12 protein-coding genes and 4 tRNA genes are annotated in these 15,503 nt (G+C 55.8%); all 16 read left to right on the top strand.

The genetic code is table 11. The features are described 5' to 3' along the window. Positions 1-113 precede the first annotated feature (113 nt). The 16 genes from birA to rpsL all read left to right on the top strand — a co-directional run bounded on the left by birA (position 114) and on the right by rpsL (position 15,410). Positions 114-1,073: a bifunctional biotin--[acetyl-CoA-carboxylase] ligase/biotin operon repressor BirA gene (gene birA, locus PSH76_RS27370; RefSeq protein WP_305493237.1), complete on the top strand. Its 960-nt coding sequence runs from the start codon at positions 114-116 to the stop codon at positions 1,071-1,073. Further along, positions 1,063-1,812 carry a pantothenate kinase gene (locus PSH76_RS27365; RefSeq protein WP_305493236.1) on the top strand — a complete coding sequence of 250 codons (750 nt, stop codon included), beginning with the start codon at positions 1,063-1,065 and terminating at the stop codon, positions 1,810-1,812. Before birA ends, PSH76_RS27365 begins: the two co-directional genes overlap by 11 nt. A gap of 7 nt (positions 1,813-1,819) precedes the next feature. After that, complete coding sequence (locus tag PSH76_RS27360; protein WP_138761824.1) at positions 1,820-2,266, top strand: hypothetical protein; 447 nt, start codon at positions 1,820-1,822, stop codon at positions 2,264-2,266. A 142-nt stretch (positions 2,267-2,408) separates the two neighbouring features. Further along, positions 2,409-2,493 (top strand) — tRNA-Tyr (locus PSH76_RS27355). A gap of 24 nt (positions 2,494-2,517) precedes the next feature. Continuing rightward, positions 2,518-2,591 (top strand) — tRNA-Gly (locus PSH76_RS27350). Positions 2,592-2,617: 26 nt separating this feature from the next. Then, positions 2,618-2,693: transfer RNA gene (locus tag PSH76_RS27345), tRNA-Thr, on the top strand. A 143-nt stretch (positions 2,694-2,836) separates the two neighbouring features. After that, positions 2,837-2,912 (top strand) — tRNA-Trp (locus tag PSH76_RS27340). A gap of 45 nt (positions 2,913-2,957) precedes the next feature. After that, positions 2,958-3,326, top strand: a complete 369-nt coding sequence (gene secE, locus PSH76_RS27335) for a preprotein translocase subunit SecE (protein ID WP_003194658.1) — start codon at positions 2,958-2,960, stop codon at positions 3,324-3,326. A 9-nt stretch (positions 3,327-3,335) separates the two neighbouring features. Beyond that, on the top strand, positions 3,336-3,869 hold the full coding sequence (nusG, locus tag PSH76_RS27330) for a transcription termination/antitermination protein NusG (protein WP_003176436.1): 534 nt from the start codon (positions 3,336-3,338) through the stop codon (positions 3,867-3,869). A 116-nt stretch (positions 3,870-3,985) separates the two neighbouring features. Next, the gene (gene rplK / locus PSH76_RS27325) at positions 3,986-4,417 is read left to right on the top strand and encodes a 50S ribosomal protein L11 (protein WP_003176435.1); all 432 of its coding nucleotides are present in this window, start codon (positions 3,986-3,988) and stop codon (positions 4,415-4,417) included. Continuing rightward, the gene (rplA, locus tag PSH76_RS27320; RefSeq protein ID WP_003176434.1) at positions 4,417-5,112 is read left to right on the top strand and encodes a 50S ribosomal protein L1; all 696 of its coding nucleotides are present in this window, start codon (positions 4,417-4,419) and stop codon (positions 5,110-5,112) included. Before rplK ends, rplA begins: the two co-directional genes overlap by 1 nt. Positions 5,113-5,311: 199 nt before the next feature. Beyond that, positions 5,312-5,812, top strand: a complete 501-nt coding sequence (gene rplJ / locus PSH76_RS27315; RefSeq protein ID WP_003176433.1) for a 50S ribosomal protein L10 — start codon at positions 5,312-5,314, stop codon at positions 5,810-5,812. A gap of 78 nt (positions 5,813-5,890) precedes the next feature. Next, complete coding sequence (rplL, locus tag PSH76_RS27310; RefSeq protein WP_003176432.1) at positions 5,891-6,256, top strand: 50S ribosomal protein L7/L12; 366 nt, start codon at positions 5,891-5,893, stop codon at positions 6,254-6,256. A gap of 219 nt (positions 6,257-6,475) precedes the next feature. Further along, positions 6,476-10,549, top strand: a complete 4,074-nt coding sequence (gene rpoB / locus PSH76_RS27305) for a DNA-directed RNA polymerase subunit beta (protein ID WP_010206926.1) — start codon at positions 6,476-6,478, stop codon at positions 10,547-10,549. A 64-nt stretch (positions 10,550-10,613) separates the two neighbouring features. Then, on the top strand, positions 10,614-14,822 hold the full coding sequence (gene rpoC / locus PSH76_RS27300) for a DNA-directed RNA polymerase subunit beta' (protein WP_305493235.1): 4,209 nt from the start codon (positions 10,614-10,616) through the stop codon (positions 14,820-14,822). 216 nt (positions 14,823-15,038) lie between these two features. After that, positions 15,039-15,410 carry a 30S ribosomal protein S12 gene (rpsL, locus tag PSH76_RS27295; RefSeq protein WP_005745987.1) on the top strand — a complete coding sequence of 124 codons (372 nt, stop codon included), beginning with the start codon at positions 15,039-15,041 and terminating at the stop codon, positions 15,408-15,410. Positions 15,411-15,503: the final 93 nt, after the last annotated feature.

The raw sequence follows: 15,503 nt of genomic DNA, 5'->3' as shown, positions 1-15,503 counted from the left end.
TGGGGTTTTGTTTTGGGCGCTCGAAAATCTCGATCCAGGCTGATATCCAGCCTTTCTATGCAATGACCCTGCGCATGGCTATCATGCGTGCCTCATTCTGAGGCGATATGTGCATGCTGACGTTGTTGAAACTTCTGAAAGATGGTCAGTTCCATTCTGGAGAAGCGCTTGGCGCTGCCTTGGGCGTTAGTCGCAGTGCCGTGTGGAAGCAGCTTCAGCATCTTGAGGCAGAATTGAATCTCCCCATTCATAAGGTGCGGGGCCGCGGATATAGATTGGCTGCGCCATTGGTGTTTTTGAATGCGCAGGAGATTTCTCTGGGCGCGGCTTCCTTGGCTTGGCCCGTTCACATTTTCGACTCCATTGATTCCACTAATGCTGAGGCTTTACGTCTTATCGGTGCGGGCAGTGCGGCTCCTTTTGTTGTGCTGGCGGAGCAGCAAACGGCTGGTAGGGGGCGACGAGGCCGAAAGTGGGTCAGCCCATTTGCGCAAAACGTTTACTACAGCCTTGTATTGCGTATTGAGCGCGGTCTGCGGCAACTGGAAGGGCTGAGTCTGGTGGTGGGGCTGGCAGTCCTGCAGGCTCTGCGTGAGTCGGGTGTGCGGGGCGCAGCTTTGAAGTGGCCAAACGACGTCCTGGTTGGGCAAAAGAAAATCTCAGGCATCTTGCTTGAGTTGGTGGGAGATCCTGCAGATATCTGTCACGTTGTGCTAGGGATAGGTATCAATGTGAATATGCAGAAGGCTGTAGAGGTTGATCAGCAATGGACTTCGATGCAGCTCGAGGCTGGCTCTCCTGTGGATCGTAATCACCTGGTGGCGCGTTTGGGTTTGCAACTACAAGCCTACCTGGACCGACACAAGGCTGCGGGTTTTGCAGGGTTGCAAGAGGAATGGGAACAGCATCACGCGTGGCAGGGGAAGTCCGTGTCGCTTATCGCGGGGGTCAATCAGGTTGATGGGGTTGTGCTGGGCGTGGATCGTCAGGGCGCCTTGCGTTTGGATGTCGGTGGCGTTGAGAAAATATACAGCGGTGGTGAGTTAAGCCTGAGGTTGCGTGATGATTCTTGAGCTCGACTGTGGAAATAGCTTTATCAAATGGCGTGTTCTTGAGTCGAGTGAGGCAACTGTTCGCGCGGAAGGCATCGCAGGTTCGGATATCGCGCTGATCGATAGTTTGGTGGCTTTGCCTGGTCTATTGCTCACGCGTTGTCGGTTGGTGAGTGTTCGCGCGCTTGAGGAGACCGATAAGCTGATAGCAGCCTTGGTAGCGGCATTTGGCGTTGCTGTTTCCTGTGCAACGTCTGCTCAAGAAATGGGCGGAGTGCGCAATGGCTACGAGGACTTCCAGCGCCTGGGGATGGATCGATGGCTGGCCATGCTAGGCGCGTTCAAGTTGGCGTCAGGTGCATGCTTGGTTCTCGACTTTGGTACAGCGGCGACAGCAGATTTTATTGGTCCGGACGGTGGGCACCTGGGTGGGTTTATTTGCCCGGGTATGCCGCTTATGCGGAATCAGCTGCGAACCCATACCCGCAAGATACGCTATGACGACGCGGCCGCTGAGCGGGCTCTGGAGCGTCTCTCTCCTGGTCGTACCACCGTAGAGGCTGTCGAGCGTGGTTGTACGCTCATGCTTAGAGGGTTCGTGCTGACCCAGCTCGAGTTGGCCCGAGGCTATTGGGGGGAGGATTTCACGGTCTTCCTCACTGGAGGCGATGCCGACCTGGTCAGGGAAGCTGCGCCTCAGGCTCGGCTGGTCCCGGACCTGGTGTTTGTTGGTTTGGCGATGGCGTGTCCTTTGTCTTGAGGTGATTATGCGCTGGCTGTTTTTACTTTTACTGGTTCTCAATGTTTTCTATTACGTCTGGCATCAGCAAGAGGCGCCATTGCGGGCCAAGGATGTCACGCCCTTGAGTCTCCATCGGGGAGCACAACAAGATATTCGCCTGCTGAGTGAGTCGGCAGATGCAGTGGCGCGGCGTGATCGGGCTAGGCCGGCGGAGGCGCAAAATACCTGCTTATACATCGGTGGGTTCTCTGATCGACGCCAAGCCTCCTCTCTCGAGCAGAGGCTCACGAGCCTGGATATCAAGGTCAAGGTCCAGTTGCTGAACGCACCGGACGCCTCGGGTTATTGGTTGCGCGTAGCCCCTGAGAGCCGTCGCCTGGCTGACGATCTGCCCTTTGAAAGCCTTGCTAATGAATTCAATGAGTTAAAACATAAAATAATGCTGTGTGAAGGCATTGCAACTCTCGAATAGTTTGCATAGAATGGCGCCCGCTTCGCAGTGAAGACCTTTAAGGGCTACAGTGCAAAGCTACCGTCAATGCAGCTAACCTCATAATTTAAATGAGAAAATGCTTGACAGAAGGTCGGCGTGATGTAAAATGCCGGCTCGCTTAGGAGGGGTTCCCGAGCGGCCAAAGGGATCAGACTGTAAATCTGACGTCTACGACTTCGAAGGTTCGAATCCTTCCCCCTCCACCATTTTTAGCGTGAGCTGCAAGCTCCGCGGGTATAGTTTAGTGGTAGAACCTCAGCCTTCCAAGCTGATGATGCGGGTTCGATTCCCGCTACCCGCTCCAAGTTTGCAGGTTGTGCAAGGTGTTTCGCTCTTGTAGCTCAGTTGGTAGAGCACACCCTTGGTAAGGGTGAGGTCAGCGGTTCAAATCCGCTCAAGAGCTCCATATAACAAGGCAGATATGAAAATATCTGCCTTTGTTTTAACAGCTGCCTCGGCTTGAATGTTGTTCGATGTTTCAGGTCTTGTGGGGTTGGTTGTTGTAAAGTCTTTTTCAGGCCTGCATAATGGTCGGCCTGATTTTGTTTTAGGTCAGTAGCTCAATTGGCAGAGCGACGGTCTCCAAAACCGTAGGTTGGGGGTTCGATTCCCTCCTGACCTGCCAGATTCACGTGGTGTGTCTGGCTTTCTTTTCACAGGATCTTCATAGATGACTCCTAAGGCTGAAGCTCAAAGCTCTCGTTTCGATCTGGTAAAGTGGCTCGCTGTAGTCGCCTTGGTGGTCGTAGGCGTTGTTGGCAATCAGTACTATTCTGCTTCGCCGATCCTGTACCGTGTACTCGCTTTGCTTGCCCTTGCTGCTGTAGCTGCCTTTGTAGGCCTGCAGACTGCCAAAGGCAAGTCCTTCGCGGTACTGGTTAAGGAAGCTCGCACCGAAATCCGTAAAGTCGTTTGGCCGACTCGCCAAGAAACCACGCAGACCACATTGATTGTCGTGGCTGTTGTTCTGGTTATGGCGTTGCTGTTGTGGGGGCTTGATTCCCTGCTCGGCTGGCTTGTTTCCTTGATTGTTGGCTAAGGGTGTCCCGTGGCTAAGCGTTGGTACGTTGTGCATGCTTACTCGGGTTACGAGAAGCATGTTATGCGCTCTTTGCTGGAGCGCGTAAAGCTGGCAGGCATGGAAGATGGCTTCGGCGAAATTCTGGTTCCCACTGAAGAAGTGGTTGAAATGCGGAATGGGCAGAAGCGCAAGAGCGAACGCAAGTTCTTCCCTGGCTACGTGCTGGTACAGATGGACATGAACGAAGGTACTTGGCACTTGGTCAAGGATACCCCTCGCGTCATGGGTTTCATTGGCGGTACTGCCGATAAGCCTGCTCCGATCACCGACAAAGAGGCGGAAGCAATTCTGCGTCGTGTTGCTGACGGTAGTGACAAGCCCAAGCCGAAGACGTTGTTTGAGCCGGGTGAGGTCGTTCGCGTTACAGATGGTCCGTTCGCTGATTTCAACGGTACGGTCGAAGAAGTTAACTACGAAAAGAGCCGGATCCAAGTGGCAGTGCTCATTTTCGGTCGCTCTACTCCGGTAGAGTTGGAGTTCAGCCAGGTCGAGAAGGTCTAGCTGGGCAAGCATCCCAACCCCGCAGCTTCGGCTGTGGGGTTTTGTCGTCACTGGGATAAACGCGCAAGTAACCGGGGAGCCTTTCGAGGCGTTTGAACCCGTAATTGGAGTGCCTCATGGCCAAGAAGATTACCGCTTACATCAAGCTGCAAGTGAAGGCCGCTCAGGCCAACCCTAGCCCACCCGTCGGTCCAGCTCTGGGTCAGCACGGCGTGAACATCATGGAATTCTGCAAGGCCTTCAACGCCCGTACTCAGGGTCTTGAGCCAGGTCTGCCGACTCCAGTGATCATCACTGTATACAGCGACCGTAGCTTCACCTTCGAAACCAAGTCGACCCCGGCTTCGGTTTTGCTGAAGAAAGCTGCCGGTCTGACCAGCGGTTCCGCTCGTCCTAACACCGTTAAGGTTGGCACTGTAACCCGTGCTCAGCTGGAAGAAATCGCGAAAACCAAAAACGCGGATCTGACTGCAGCTGATATGGATGCAGCCGTGCGTACCATCGCCGGTTCTGCTCGTAGCATGGGCCTTAACGTGGAGGGTGTGTAATGGCTAAGCTGACCAAGCGCCAAAAGGCTATCGCCGGCAAAATCGAAGCAGGCAAGTCCTACAACTTCGTAGACGCTGCTGCCCTGCTGACCGAGCTGTCGACTGTCAAGTTCAGCGAGTCTGTTGACGTTGCTGTAAACCTGGGTGTTGACCCACGTAAATCCGACCAGGTCGTTCGTAGCGCTACTGTGCTGCCACACGGTACTGGCAAGACTGTACGTGTTGCTGTCTTCACCCAAGGCCCAGCTGCTGAAGCTGCTCTGGCCGCTGGTGCTGATCGCGTTGGCATGGACGACCTGGCTGCCGAAATGAAAGGCGGCGACCTGAACTATGACGTCGTAATTGCTTCCCCGGATGCAATGCGCGTTGTAGGTCAGTTGGGTCAGATCCTCGGTCCACGTGGCCTGATGCCTAACCCTAAAGTCGGCACCGTAACGCCAGACGTAGCTACCGCGGTTAAAAACGCCAAGGCTGGTCAGGTTCGTTATCGCACCGACAAAAACGGCATCATTCACACCTCCGTTGGCAAAGTCGGCTTCGATGCCGTCAAGCTGAAGGAAAACGTTGAAGCCCTGATCGCTGATCTGAAGCGTATCAAGCCGGCTTCCTCGAAAGGTATCTACGTCAAGCGCGTTACCCTGAGCACCACTATGGGCCCAGGTCTGGTCATCGACCAAGGCTCGCTGGACGTATAAGACATAAATTGGCGCAAGTAATTGCGCCAATTGAAAGATTGGGGTCCCTGCCTGGCGGGGGCTATCCAAGACCGTAGGCGACGCAAGTCTTAAACCAACAAGCCTACGCAGATGGTGCTCCCGGTTCCTTACCGAATCAGACACCAAAACGACATCAGGCCTAGGCCAGATGAAACGGTAACAAGCAGGAGTTAAACCCGTGGCAATTAATCTCGAAGACAAGAAGGCCATCGTCGCTGAAGTCAACGAGGCTGCCAAAGCTGCTCTGTCCGCTGTCGTGGCTGATGCCCGTGGTGTGACAGTAGGCGCTATGACCGGACTCCGTAAAGAGGCTCGTGAAGCTGGCGTATACGTACGTGTTGTACGTAACACCCTGCTCAAGCGCGCCGTTGCTGACACTGAATACAGTGTTCTCAACGACGTGTTCACCGGCCCGACTCTGATCGCGTTCTCTAAAGATCATCCAGGCGCTGCTGCCCGTTTGTTCAAAGAATTCGCCAAGAGTCAGGATAAGTTCGAGATCAAGGCAGCTGCGTTCGAGGGCAAGTTCCTCGCAGCTAACCAAATCGACGTACTGGCAACACTGCCGACCCGTAACGAAGCTATTTCGCAGCTGATGAGCGTGATTCAAGGCGCTACCAGCAAGCTGGCTCGTACTCTGGCTGCAGTTCGCGAGCAAAAAGAAGCTGCCGCAGCCTAAGGCTGAGCAAATTCTCTCGCGTATTTTTGTTTATTTCGATGGCCGCGTAGGCCGTCCCCCAATTCAGGAAATACAGCAATGTCTATCTCCCAAGACGATATCCTCAACGCCGTAGCTGAAATGTCGGTTCTGCAGGTTGTTGAGCTGATCAAAGCTTTCGAAGAAAAATTCGGCGTTTCCGCTGCCGCTGCTTCCGCTGGCCCAGCTGTTGCTGCTGTCGCTGCTGAAGAGCAAACCGAATTCAACGTCATGCTGCTGGAAGCTGGCGAGAAGAAAGTAAACGTGATCAAGGCAGTACGTGAACTGACCGGTCTGGGCCTGAAAGAAGCCAAGGCTGTAGTTGACGGCGCTCCTGCCCAGGTTCTGGAAGCTGTGTCGAAAGACGCCGCTGACAAAGCCAAAGCTACTCTGGAAGAAGCAGGCGCTAAAGTCGAGCTGAAGTAAGCATCGACCTTGCGTCTCCAGCCCAAGCGTTAAGCTGAAGGCTGATGGCTGGTGGCTCTTGCCACCGGCCTTTTTCCGTTCTTGGCTGTCGACTCGGTCGCCGCCATTAACGCGCTGTAGCCACCCGAAGCGGTGGTGCAAACCATGGGGTTTGCAAGATTTTCTGGCTGCTCCCGTCGGAGGGGCCAAACAAGCAGGTGACCAAGCTGGGGAACGCTGATGGCTTACTCATATACTGAGAAAAAACGTATCCGCAAGGACTTTAGCAAGTTGCCGGACGTCATGGATGTCCCGTACCTTCTGGCTATCCAGCTGGATTCGTATCGTGAATTCTTGCAGGCGGGAGCGACCAAAGATCAGTTCCGCGACGTGGGCCTGCATGCGGCCTTCAAATCCGTTTTCCCGATCATCAGCTACTCCGGCAATGCTGCGCTGGAGTACGTCGGTTATCGCCTGGGCGAACCGGCATTTGATGTCAAAGAATGCGTGTTGCGTGGCGTTACGTACGCCGTACCTTTGCGGGTAAAAGTCCGTCTGATCATTTTCGACAAAGAATCGTCGAACAAAGCGATCAAGGACATCAAAGAGCAAGAAGTCTACATGGGCGAAATCCCACTGATGACTGAAAACGGTACCTTCGTAATCAACGGTACCGAGCGTGTAATCGTTTCCCAGCTGCACCGTTCCCCGGGCGTGTTCTTCGACCACGACCGCGGCAAGACGCACAGCTCCGGCAAACTCCTGTACTCCGCGCGGATCATTCCGTACCGCGGTTCGTGGTTGGACTTCGAGTTCGACCCGAAAGACTGCGTGTTCGTGCGTATCGACCGTCGTCGCAAGCTGCCGGCCTCGGTATTGCTGCGCGCGCTCGGTTACACCACTGAGCAAGTGCTGGACGCTTTCTACACCACCAACGTATTCAGCCTGAAGGATGAAACCCTCAAGCTGGAGCTGATCGCTTCGCGTCTGCGTGGTGAAATTGCTGTCCTGGACATCCAGGACGAGAAGGGCAAGGTCATCGTTGAGGCTGGCCGTCGTATCACTGCGCGCCACATCAACCAGATCGAAAAAGCCGGTATCAAAGAGCTGGAAGTGCCACTGGACTACGTCCTGGGTCGCACTACCGCCAAGGTCATCGTTCACCCGGCTACAGGCGAAATCCTGGCTGAGTGCAACACCGAGCTGAACACCGAGATCCTGGCCAAGATCGCCAAGGCCCAGGTTGTTCGCATCGAGACCCTGTACACCAACGATATCGACTGCGGTCCGTTCATCTCCGACACACTGAAGATCGACTCCACCAGCAACCAATTGGAAGCGCTGGTCGAGATCTATCGCATGATGCGTCCTGGTGAGCCACCAACCAAAGACGCTGCCGAAACCCTGTTCAACAACCTGTTCTTCAGCCCTGAGCGCTATGACCTGTCTGCGGTCGGCCGGATGAAGTTCAACCGTCGTATCGGTCGTACCGAGATCGAAGGTTCGGGCGTGCTGTGCAAGGAAGACATCGTCGCGGTATTGAAGACCCTGGTCGACATCCGTAACGGCAAAGGCATCGTCGATGACATCGATCACCTGGGTAACCGTCGTGTTCGCTGCGTAGGCGAAATGGCCGAGAACCAGTTCCGCGTTGGCCTGGTACGTGTTGAGCGTGCGGTCAAAGAGCGTCTGTCGATGGCTGAAAGCGAAGGCCTGATGCCGCAAGACCTGATCAACGCCAAGCCAGTGGCTGCGGCGGTGAAAGAGTTCTTCGGTTCCAGCCAGCTTTCGCAGTTCATGGACCAGAACAACCCGCTCTCCGAGATCACCCACAAGCGCCGTGTTTCTGCACTGGGCCCGGGCGGTCTGACCCGTGAGCGTGCTGGCTTTGAAGTCCGTGACGTACACCCGACGCACTACGGTCGTGTTTGCCCGATCGAAACGCCGGAAGGTCCGAACATCGGTCTGATCAACTCCCTGGCTGCTTATGCGCGCACCAACCAGTACGGCTTCCTCGAAAGCCCGTACCGTGTGGTGAAAGACGCCCTGGTCACCGACGAGATCGTATTCCTGTCCGCCATCGAAGAAGCTGATCACGTGATCGCTCAGGCTTCGGCCACGATGAACGACAAGAAAGTCCTGGTCGACGAGCTGGTAGCTGTTCGTCACCTGAACGAGTTCACCGTCAAGGCGCCGGAAGACGTCACCTTGATGGACGTTTCTCCGAAGCAGGTAGTTTCGGTTGCAGCGTCGCTGATCCCGTTCCTGGAACACGATGACGCCAACCGTGCGTTGATGGGTTCCAACATGCAGCGTCAAGCTGTACCAACTCTGCGTGCTGACAAGCCGCTGGTAGGTACCGGCATGGAGCGCAACGTAGCGCGTGACTCCGGCGTTTGCGTCGTGGCTCGTCGTGGCGGTGTGATCGACTCCGTTGATGCCAGCCGCATCGTGGTTCGTGTTGCCGATGACGAAGTAGAAACTGGCGAAGCCGGTGTCGACATCTACAACCTGACCAAATACACCCGCTCGAACCAGAACACCTGCATCAACCAGCGTCCGCTGGTGAGCAAGGGTGATCGCGTTCAGCGTAGCGACATCATGGCCGACGGCCCGTCCACCGACATGGGTGAACTGGCTCTGGGTCAGAACATGCGCATCGCGTTCATGGCATGGAACGGCTTCAACTTCGAAGACTCCATCTGCCTGTCCGAGCGTGTGGTTCAAGAAGACCGCTTCACCACGATCCACATTCAGGAACTGACCTGTGTGGCGCGTGATACCAAGCTTGGGCCTGAGGAAATCACTGCAGACATCCCGAACGTGGGTGAAGCTGCACTGAACAAGCTGGACGAAGCCGGTATCGTTTATGTAGGTGCTGAAGTTGGCGCTGGCGACATCCTGGTCGGTAAGGTCACTCCGAAAGGCGAGACCCAACTGACGCCGGAAGAGAAGCTGCTGCGTGCCATCTTCGGTGAAAAAGCCAGCGACGTTAAAGACACCTCCCTGCGTGTACCTACCGGTACCAAGGGTACTGTCATCGACGTACAGGTCTTCACCCGTGACGGCGTTGAGCGTGATGCTCGTGCACTGTCCATCGAGAAGACCCAGCTCGACGAGATCCGCAAGGATCTGAACGAAGAGTTCCGTATCGTTGAAGGCGCGACCTTCGAACGTCTGCGTTCCGCTCTGGTAGGCCACAAGGCTGAAGGCGGCGCAGGCCTGAAGAAAGGTCAGGACATCACCGACGAAATCCTCGACGGTCTTGAGCACGGCCAGTGGTTCAAACTGCGCATGGCTGAAGATGCTCTGAACGAGCAACTCGAGAAGGCCCAGGCCTATATCGTTGATCGCCGCCGTCTGCTGGACGACAAGTTCGAAGACAAGAAGCGCAAACTGCAGCAGGGCGATGACCTGGCTCCAGGCGTGCTGAAAATCGTCAAGGTTTACCTGGCAATCCGTCGCCGCATCCAGCCGGGCGACAAGATGGCCGGTCGTCACGGTAACAAGGGTGTGGTCTCTGTGATCATGCCGGTTGAAGACATGCCGCACGATGCCAATGGCACCCCGGTCGACGTCGTCCTCAACCCGTTGGGCGTACCTTCGCGTATGAACGTCGGTCAGATCCTTGAAACCCACCTGGGCCTCGCGGCCAAAGGTCTGGGCGAGAAGATCAACCGTATGATCGAAGAGCAGCGCAAGGTCGCAGACCTGCGTAAGTTCCTGCACGAGATCTACAACGAGATCGGCGGTCGCAACGAAGAACTGGACACCTTCTCCGACCAGGAAATCCTGGATCTGGCGAAGAACCTGCGCGGCGGCGTTCCAATGGCTACCCCGGTGTTCGACGGTGCCAAGGAAAGCGAAATCAAGGCCATGCTGAAACTGGCAGACCTGCCAGAAAGCGGCCAGATGCAGCTGTTCGACGGCCGTACCGGCAACAAGTTCGAGCGCCCGGTTACTGTTGGCTACATGTACATGCTGAAGCTGAACCACTTGGTAGACGACAAGATGCACGCTCGTTCTACCGGTTCGTACAGCCTGGTTACCCAGCAGCCGCTGGGTGGTAAGGCTCAGTTCGGTGGTCAGCGTTTCGGGGAGATGGAGGTCTGGGCACTGGAAGCATACGGTGCTGCATACACTCTGCAAGAAATGCTCACAGTGAAGTCGGACGATGTGAACGGTCGTACCAAGATGTACAAAAACATCGTGGACGGCGATCACCGTATGGAGCCGGGCATGCCCGAGTCCTTCAACGTGTTGATCAAAGAAATTCGTTCCCTCGGCATCGATATCGATCTGGAAACCGAATAACACGTGACGCGAATCGAGAGCGGGGCTGTTTAGCCCGCTCTCTGCTCCGCCAGGAGGAAAGGCCTTGAAAGACCTACTGAATTTGCTGAAAAACCAGGGTCAAGTCGAAGAGTTCGACGCCATCCGTATTGGATTGGCATCGCCTGAGATGATCCGTTCGTGGTCGTTCGGTGAAGTTAAAAAGCCGGAAACCATCAACTACCGTACGTTCAAACCTGAACGTGACGGCCTGTTCTGCGCCAAGATCTTTGGCCCGGTAAAGGATTACGAGTGCCTGTGCGGTAAGTACAAGCGCTTGAAGCACCGTGGTGTGATCTGCGAGAAGTGTGGCGTTGAAGTCGCACTGGCCAAGGTTCGTCGTGAGCGCATGGCGCACATCGAACTGGCTTCGCCGGTTGCCCACATCTGGTTCCTGAAATCGCTGCCGTCCCGTATCGGCTTGCTGATGGACATGACCCTGCGCGATATCGAACGTGTTCTCTACTTCGAGAGCTATGTCGTTATCGACCCAGGCATGACCACCCTTGAAAAAGGTCAGCTGCTGAACGACGAGCAGTACTTCGAAGCGCTGGAAGAGTTCGGCGACGATTTCGATGCTCGCATGGGTGCCGAAGCTGTCCGCGAACTGCTGCACGCTATCGACCTGGAGCACGAGATTGGTCGTCTGCGCGAAGAGATTCCGCAAACCAACTCCGAAACCAAGATCAAGAAGCTGTCCAAGCGTCTGAAGTTGATGGAAGCCTTCCAGGGTTCCGGCAACTTGCCAGAGTGGATGGTGCTGACCGTTCTGCCGGTTCTGCCGCCAGACCTGCGTCCGCTGGTACCGCTGGTACCGTTGGACGGTGGTCGTTTCGCGACGTCCGACCTCAACGACCTGTACCGCCGCGTGATCAACCGTAACAACCGCTTGAAGCGCCTGCTTGATCTGTCCGCTCCGGACATCATCGTGCGCAACGAAAAGCGTATGTTGCAAGAAGCGGTCGATGCCCTGCTCGACAACGGTCGTCGTGGCCGCGCTATCACAGGTTCCAACAAGCGTCCTCTGAAATCCCTGGCTGACATGATCAAGGGTAAGCAAGGTCGTTTCCGTCAGAACTTGCTCGGTAAGCGTGTTGACTACTCCGGTCGTTCGGTAATTACCGTAGGCCCGACCCTGCGTCTGCACCAGTGCGGTCTGCCTAAGAAGATGGCACTCGAGCTGTTCAAGCCGTTCATCTTCGGCAAGCTGGAAATGCGCGGTCTCGCGACCACCATCAAAGCGGCCAAGAAAATGGTCGAGCGCGAACTGCCAGAGGTTTGGGACGTTCTCGCTGAAGTGATCCGCGAACACCCGGTTCTCCTCAACCGTGCACCGACCCTTCACCGTCTGGGTATCCAGGCGTTTGAACCGGTACTGATCGAAGGTAAGGCTATCCAGCTGCACCCTCTGGTCTGTGCTGCGTACAACGCCGACTTCGACGGCGACCAAATGGCCGTGCACGTACCGCTGACACTGGAAGCCCAGTTGGAAGCGCGTGCGTTGATGATGTCGACCAACAACATCCTGTCGCCAGCCAACGGTGAGCCAATCATCGTTCCGTCGCAGGACGTTGTATTGGGTCTGTACTACATGACCCGTGAAGCGATCAACGCCAAAGGCGAAGGTCGTGTGTTCGCTGACCTGCAAGAAGTTGACCGTGTGTTCCGTGCCGGCGAAGCCGCACTGCACGCCAAGGTCAAGGTGCGGATCCACGAAACGGTCAACGACCGTGACGGCGGCAGCGTGAGCAACACCCGTATCGTCGACACCACTGTCGGCCGTGCGCTGTTGTACCAGGTTGTGCCAAAAGGTCTGTCGTACGACGTCGTCAACCTGCCGATGAAGAAAAAGGCGATCTCCAAGCTGATCAACCAGTGCTACCGCGTGGTTGGTTTGAAAGAGACCGTTATCTTCGCTGACCAGTTGATGTACACAGGTTTCGCTTACTCGACTATCTCCGGCGTTTCCATCGGCGTTAACGACTTCGTTATCCCGGATGAAAAAGCTCGCATCATCAGTGCTGCTACTGACGAAGTGAAAGAGATCGAGAGCCAGTACGCCTCCGGCCTGGTAACCCAGGGCGAGAAGTACAACAAGGTGATCGACCTTTGGTCCAAGGCGAACGACGAAGTTTCCAAGGCGATGATGGCCAACCTCTCGAAAGAGAAAGTCATCGACCGTCACGGCGACGAAGTTGACCAGGAATCCTTCAACTCGATGTACATGATGGCCGACTCGGGCGCGCGGGGTTCTGCTGCGCAGATCCGTCAGCTCGCCGGTATGCGTGGCCTGATGGCCAAGCCGGACGGTTCCATCATCGAAACGCCGATCACTGCGAACTTCCGTGAAGGTTTGAGCGTACTTCAGTACTTCATCTCCACTCACGGTGCTCGTAAGGGTCTTGCGGATACCGCGTTGAAAACCGCTAACTCCGGTTACCTGACTCGTCGTCTGGTAGACGTTGCACAAGATCTGGTTGTAACCGAGATCGATTGCGGCACCGAGCACGGCCTGCTGATGACTCCGCACATTGAAGGCGGTGACGTTGTAGAGCCACTGGGTGAGCGCGTATTGGGTCGTGTTATTGCCCGTGACGTATTCAAGCCAGGTACCGAGGAAGTTATCGTTCCTGCCGGCACCCTGGTTGACGAGAAGTGGGTCGAGTTCATCGAACTCAACAGCATCGACGAAGTGATCGTTCGCTCGCCGATCAGCTGCGAAACCCGCTACGGCATCTGCGCCAAGTGCTACGGCCGTGACTTGGCTCGTGGTCACCAGGTGAACATCGGTGAAGCGGTCGGCGTTATCGCTGCCCAGTCCATCGGTGAGCCGGGTACCCAGCTGACCATGCGTACGTTCCACATCGGTGGTGCGGCAAGCCGGACCTCCGCAGCCGACAGCGTTCAGGTGAAGAATGGCGGTACCGTCCGCCTGCACAACCTCAAGCACGTTGAGCGAGTGGATGGCCACCTGGTTGCTGTGTCCCGTTCCGGTGAGCTGGCCATCGCTGATGACTACGGTCGTGAGCGTGAGCGTTACAAGCTGCCGTACGGTGCTGTGATTTCGGTTAAAGAAGGTGACAAGGTCGACGCTGGCGCAATCGTGGCCAAGTGGGATCCGCACACTCACCCAATCGTTACCGAAATGAAAGGTACCGTGACCTACGTGGGCATGGAAGAAGGCATCACGATCAAGCGTCAGACTGACGAATTGACCGGTATGACCAACATTGAAGTACTCGACGCCAAAGATCGTCCAGCTGCCGGTAAAGACATCCGTCCTGCCGTGAAGATGGTCGATGACAACGGCAAGGATCTGTTGCTGCCAGGCACTGACGTAATCGCTCAGTACTTCCTGCCAGCCAACGCCCTGGTCGGTGTAGCGGATGGTGCGAAGATCGCGATCGGTGATGTTATCGCGCGTATCCCGCAAGAAACTTCGAAAACCCGTGACATCACCGGTGGTCTGCCGCGTGTTGCCGACTTGTTCGAAGCTCGTCGTCCGAAAGAAGCGTCGATTCTGGCTGAAGTCAGCGGCACCATCGCGTTCGGTAAAGAGACCAAGGGCAAGCGCCGTCTGGTCATTACCCCGAACGACGGTAGCGATCCGTATGAAGAGCTGATTCCGAAGTGGCGTCACCTGAACGTGTTCGAAGGCGAACAGGTAAACCGCGGCGAAGTTATCTCCGACGGCCCGAGCGATCCACACGACATCCTGCGTCTGCTGGGTGTGAGTGCGCTGGCCAAGTACATCGTTAACGAGATCCAGGACGTTTACCGTCTGCAAGGCGTGAAGATCAACGACAAGCACATCGAGACCATCCTGCGTCAGATGCTGCGTAAAGTTGAAATCGCTGAATCCGGCGATTCCAGTTTCATCAAGGGCGACCAGATGGAACTGACTCACGTACTGGTAGAAAACGAGCGCCTGGCGAACGAAGAGAAATTTGTCTCCAAGTTCACTCGCGTGCTGCTGGGTATCACCAAGGCGTCGTTGTCCACTGAGTCGTTCATCTCGGCGGCCTCCTTCCAGGAGACCACTCGCGTACTGACCGAAGCAGCGGTAACCGGCAAGCGCGATTACCTGCGCGGCCTGAAAGAAAACGTAGTCGTGGGTCGTCTGATCCCGGCGGGTACCGGTTTGGCTTATCACAGCGAGCGTAAGCGTCGCCGTGATGCTGACAAGCCGCTGCGCGTAAGCGCCAGTGAAGTGGAAGCTGCACTGACCGAAGCGCTGAACTCAAGCGGAAACTGAGTTCTGCGATAGATGAGTCTGGGCCCTGACACTCCCATTCGTCGGATCGAGGCATTTTTGCCCCGGTTCGACGCGAGGGGAGGTCGGGGCCTTGCCTTGACTGGGGACAAGATCCTCTTTAGACTCTTGTACCCCTAAATTTGGCGGGAATTCGTTCCTGCCATTTTGCTTTTCTTGCAAGACAATAGCGTCGCAAGACAACAGTGGAGCTAGTAGATGGCAACTATCAACCAGCTGGTACGTCAGCCGCGTAAGCGTATCGTCGAGAAATCCGACGTACCTGCGCTGCAGAACTGCCCGCAACGTCGTGGCGTATGCACCCGTGTGTATACCACCACGCCGAAAAAACCTAACTCGGCACTGCGTAAAGTATGCCGTGTGCGTCTGACCAACGGTTTCGAGGTTTCCTCGTACATCGGCGGTGAAGGCCACAACCTGCAAGAGCACAGCGTGGTACTGATCCGCGGCGGTCGTGTAAGAGACTTGCCAGGTGTTCGTTACCACACCGTACGCGGTTCTTTGGATACTTCCGGCGTTAAAGGTCGTAACCAGGGTCGTTCGAAGTACGGTACCAAGAAGCCTAAGTAGTAGCGGCTTTTTGTAAACCTGAATCATCTTATTTTCTGAGTCGATAAGAGTAAGGTCGGAGGCGTCCCGAAAGGGCACCGATTCCGAGCGAAC

Source organism: Pseudomonas sp. FP215 (assembly GCF_030687795.1).
Lineage (GTDB): Bacteria > Pseudomonadota > Gammaproteobacteria > Pseudomonadales > Pseudomonadaceae > Aquipseudomonas > Aquipseudomonas salmasensis.
Note: the sequence above shows the minus strand (reverse complement) of the source record. Positions and strands in the feature narration are given on the sequence as shown.